The following is a 4,209-nucleotide window of genomic DNA, read 5'->3' on the forward strand; positions in this document are numbered from 1 at the left end:
TGCCGGAGCAGAAGCCCGAGGCCGCGCAGGAGTCGGGCCTGCTCGGCGGGGTGGTCGCCGCACTGCAGCGGCCGTTGTCCTGGATCGCGGCGCGCAGCGGACTCGACGACGTCGTGATCGCGGCGGTGTTCCGGGACGTCGCGGCCTACCTCGGCGACAGGTCGGTACGCGACACCGTGCTGAAGGCGGTCCTGGCCGGGCTGCCCGAGGACGGCGAGATCGTGCTGGTCAGCCACAGTCTCGGTACCGTCGTCGCGCTCGACCTGTGCACCAAGCTGCCCGACGGGATCTCGGTACCCCTGCTGGTGACGGCCGGCAGTCCGCTCGGACTGGACGCCGTGTACAGGCGATTGCTCGCCCACGGCGCGGTCCGGCCCGGTCAGGTCGACGAGTGGCTCAACGCGTGGGCGGCGGCGGACGCCGTCGCCATCGGCTGTCCGCTCGGCGACACCTGGGACCGCGTTCGCGACGTGCTCTGCGCCAACCGGAAGGACCGGGCGCACGACATCGCGCAGTACCTGGCCCACGCCCCGGTCGCCGCCGAGATCGGCCGCGCCCGGTCGGCCGCCGGCTGAGGGGGAGCTTCCGGGGACGATCTCGGCGGCCTCGGACGATCCGGTCGAGGTCTCTGGAAGGATCTCCGGCATGAACGAAAACTCCCTGCGCCTCGTCACCGTCGACCGCACCGCCCCCGGTCGCTTCACCGCGACCAACACCCGCGGCGGCACGATCGACTTCGGTACCGCCGCCGGCGGCGGTACCGAGTTCACCCCGGTCGAGCTGCTGCTCGCCGCGATCGGGGGCTGCACCGCGGCCGACGTCGACGTCGCCACCACCCGGCACACCGAGCCGGACGGCTTCACCGTCACCGTGACCGGCAACAAGGTCAGCGACGAACTCGGCAACCGCATGACCGACCTGGCGGTCACCTTCGCCGTGACCTTCCCGGAGGGGGAGGCGGGGGACCGGGCCCGCGCCATCCTGCCCCGGGCGGTCACCGTCTCCCACGACCGGCTGTGCACGGTCAGCCGCACGGTGGAGACCGGCACACCCGTCACCGCGACGATCAAGGACGCCTGACCTCGTCGGCGTGTTCTCTGCGGACCGGTGACAAGGGTGCCGCCGTGCGCTGTGTTCTTGTGAGCACTGTCCGATTCCCGGGGCGCGAGCGCCCTACGGTCCGGCCATGAAGACGAGTCGCAGCACAGGACGGACAAGAGCAAGGACGTGGCGCGGTGCCGCGCTGGCGGTGCTGGTGACCGCCGGGACGCTCACCGCCGCCGCCCCGCAGGCACAGGGCGCGAGCGCCCGCACCGAGACCCCGGTCGCTTCGACCTATCCCGCCGACGGTGTGGTCGAGTCGGTGGTGCGGGTGAAAGTGCCGTTACCGCAGTCGTTCGGCGCCCGGCCGGCGGCGTGCGACTGGCTGTCGTATCTGCGCTACCGCTCCGCCGACGGCCCGCGCGCCTCGGCGGACGCGGACCGCGTCCTCGTGGCCCAGCCCGGCATCCTGGAAGGGGCCGGAGCCTTCGACAGCGTCGCCCGAAACACGGTCGCCCAAGCCGCCGCGCAGGGACGGCACTTCGAGTTCTGGGCCCTGGACCGGCGCTCCAACTGCCTTGAGGACCCCACCGGTATCGCCTCCGGCGACCAGCACACTGCCGTCGACTACTACTACCGGGGCAAGGCCGTCGACGGCCGGACCTTCGCCGGGTTCGTCGGCAACGACCAACTCGGCTGGATGGCGAAGCTCGGCATCGAGCAGACCGTGCGGGACGAATACGACCTGCTCGTCGCCGAGTTGCCCGATCAAGGGGTGCGCGCGAACAAGGTGCTGTGCGGCGGGCACTCGCTCGGCGGGGTGATCACCGGGTACTTCGCGACAGCCGACTTCGACGGGAACCCCGCCACCACGGCGGACGCCGGACAGAACCAGTGCGCCGGCTACTTCGCCCTCGACACCACGATCTCCACCTCGCTCGCGGACCTGAGCGGCGGCATCCCGGACGACACCGACCTGCCCGACATCGGGCTCGGTTACGCCGTCGTACAGGCGGGGCTCGACAGCGGGGTGCTGTCGCGCTCCCTGTCCGCGTCGGTGCTGCTCAACCCCGAGACCATGACCCTGCTCGCCATCGCGGGCCTCGGCGCCGCACGCGACCCGGACGGCGAGTCGGACCTGCCCGCCTCGCTGCCCTCCAACGTCAACATCGAGGCCACGAACCGCTTCCTGTTCTCCAAGGACACCGCCACCTTCCTCACCGGATCGCCCGCGGTGAAGGACTTCCTGCTCACCAACGACGCCGTGCTCGGGGCGCTCATGGACGACAACTCCGAACCGCTGGCGTTCCTGCAGAGCAGTGTGGGCCTCTTCGACGGCGGACCGGTCACCGACAAGAACTTCCCCGCCGCCAACGGGAGTTCGGGGCAGTCGCAGCTGTTCGGCGTCGAGTACAAGGCGATTCCGGCGCAGCCGCACGGGCCGCTCTACACCTGGCGGAACTACGACCGGGTCGGCGACGCGGACGACCCCGGGTACCGGTCGGCCGACGGCACCCCCTTCACCAACGCCTCCAAGGAGGTCACCGACATCCACGAGCTGGCCCGCAGCATGGGGGAGCAGCCGTTGGACTTCACCGAGCAGTACTTCCCGACCAAGCTGGTCACCGACATCGAGCTGGCGACCTCTCCGCAGGTGAAGCAACTCGTCGTCCACCCAGGCGGGTTGACCGCTAAGCCGACGCTCACCGTGCTCGCGGGGGACGGGCTCCTCGCTGGCCGCATCCCGGCCGATCTGCACCCGGTGATCGCCCCCGGCTACCAGCACTTGGACGTCCTGACGGCGGCGCCCGTCCAGAACAACGGCCGGCCCGAAGTCGTCTCCAGCAGCCTCGCCGGATTCGCCGCGTCACCCAAGTAGACCGACAGGGGCCCGGGAGGATCAACTCCCGGGCCCCGCAGTGCTGTTACGGCTCAGACCTTGCCGGCGGCGAACGTCGCCGCCGCGTCGGCGTCGGAGGTGTAGCCGAGGTGGGCCAGCACGTCCGTTCCGCCGTTCTGGCAGATGGGGTCACCGGTGGCGCAGAAGTCGATGGTGCGGCTCTGGTAGGTGCCGGTGACGCTCTTGCCGAGGGCGCGGATCGGGTTGCCGAACAGCAGCACCGCGGCGACTCTCGGCTCGACGGCGGCGGGGATGGTCGCCACGATCGGGCTGCCGACCACCGCGCCGTCGCTGCTGATTCCGATGGAGTTGTCGACGACATTCGCGCCCTGCGAATAGCCGACGAGAATGAGACGCTGATTCGGGCAGGCCGCCGCCTGCGCGTTGACGTGGTTCACCAAATCGGCGTTTCCCGTCGCGGCGGACGTCAGGGAAAGGTCGGCGGGATAGTTCACCGCGTAGCTGGAGAGGGTCTTTCCGGTGATTTTCTGCTGGAGCGCGGAGAACACCGGGTCGCCGACGATCACACCGAGAGTCCCCGGTTCGAAAGTGCCGCGAGCCGCCACGACGTCGAGGTCCGAGCAGGTGGCGGCGGACGCCGTGGGCGCGGTGAGGGTGGCGAGACCGGCCCCGCCGACCAGCGAGAGAGCGGCCAGGCACAAGCGAATACGCATGAGAATCCTTTGAGGGTGGGGCGCGTGGGACGCGCCTGTGGAAAGGACACCTCGAAGGTATTCGCGTTGTCTCACCGGGTGTTATGGACGGGAATTCAGAAACCGTCCCTGTTTTTGTCGGGCCGTGAGTCGCGCTCGCTCTCCCGCGACGACGCCGACCGCAGCGCGAGAATCAGGTCCAGACGGGTGCCGGGGTCGTGCAGGCACTCGCCGAAGAGCTTCTCCAGCTGGCGCAGGCGGTAGCGGACCGTCTGCGGGTGGATGTGGAGCCGGGCGGCGACGTCGGGGACATTGCTGCCGCTGAGCAGCCAGGCGAGCAACGTCTCGGCCAGCCGGGCGCGTTGGCCCTCGGAAGCCGCGTCGAGCGGTGCCAGGACCCGGGCCTCCAACTGCGCGAGCAGCGGCTCGTCGCTGTGCAGCAGCAGGGTCGACAGATGGTCGGCGCACAGCACCACACCCTGCCGGGGCAGCACCCCGCGCCCCATCAGCCCCAGTGCCCGCGTGGCCCAGTGCAACGACCGCGCGGCCTCGGACACCGGGACCGTGGGACCGATCGCCGCCGGACGGCCGCCCAGGCCGAGGACGAACGACCGG

The 4,209-nt window shown here is 70.6% G+C and carries 4 protein-coding genes and 1 pseudogene; 3 read left to right on the top strand and 2 right to left on the bottom strand.

The window, feature by feature from the left end; genetic code table 11:
- The 3 genes and pseudogenes from R6V09_RS47430 to R6V09_RS47440 form a co-directional block, all read left to right on the top strand.
- Window positions 1-575, top strand: a pseudogene (locus R6V09_RS47430) (serine protease); the annotation flags it as partial.
- Window positions 576-645: 70 nt separating this feature from the next.
- Window positions 646-1,080 carry an OsmC family protein gene (locus R6V09_RS47435; protein WP_317887659.1) on the top strand — a complete coding sequence of 145 codons (435 nt, stop codon included), beginning with the start codon at window positions 646-648 and terminating at the stop codon, window positions 1,078-1,080.
- Between the two features lie 169 nt (window positions 1,081-1,249).
- Window positions 1,250-2,920, top strand: coding sequence for a hypothetical protein (locus tag R6V09_RS47440; RefSeq protein ID WP_442810272.1), 1,671 nt, complete (start codon window positions 1,250-1,252; stop codon window positions 2,918-2,920).
- Window positions 2,921-2,973: 53 nt separating this feature from the next.
- Here R6V09_RS47440 and R6V09_RS47445 read toward each other — a convergent pair whose 3' ends face one another.
- On the bottom strand, window positions 2,974-3,615 hold the full coding sequence (locus R6V09_RS47445; protein WP_317887661.1) for a cutinase family protein: 642 nt from the start codon (window positions 3,613-3,615) through the stop codon (window positions 2,974-2,976).
- 95 nt (window positions 3,616-3,710) lie between these two features.
- Window positions 3,711-4,209 (bottom strand): PucR family transcriptional regulator (locus R6V09_RS47450; protein ID WP_317887662.1); only part of this gene is annotated, 499 nt, incomplete at its 5' end.

This window comes from Streptomyces sp. W16 (assembly GCF_033194735.1).
Classification (GTDB): domain Bacteria; phylum Actinomycetota; class Actinomycetes; order Streptomycetales; family Streptomycetaceae; genus Streptomyces.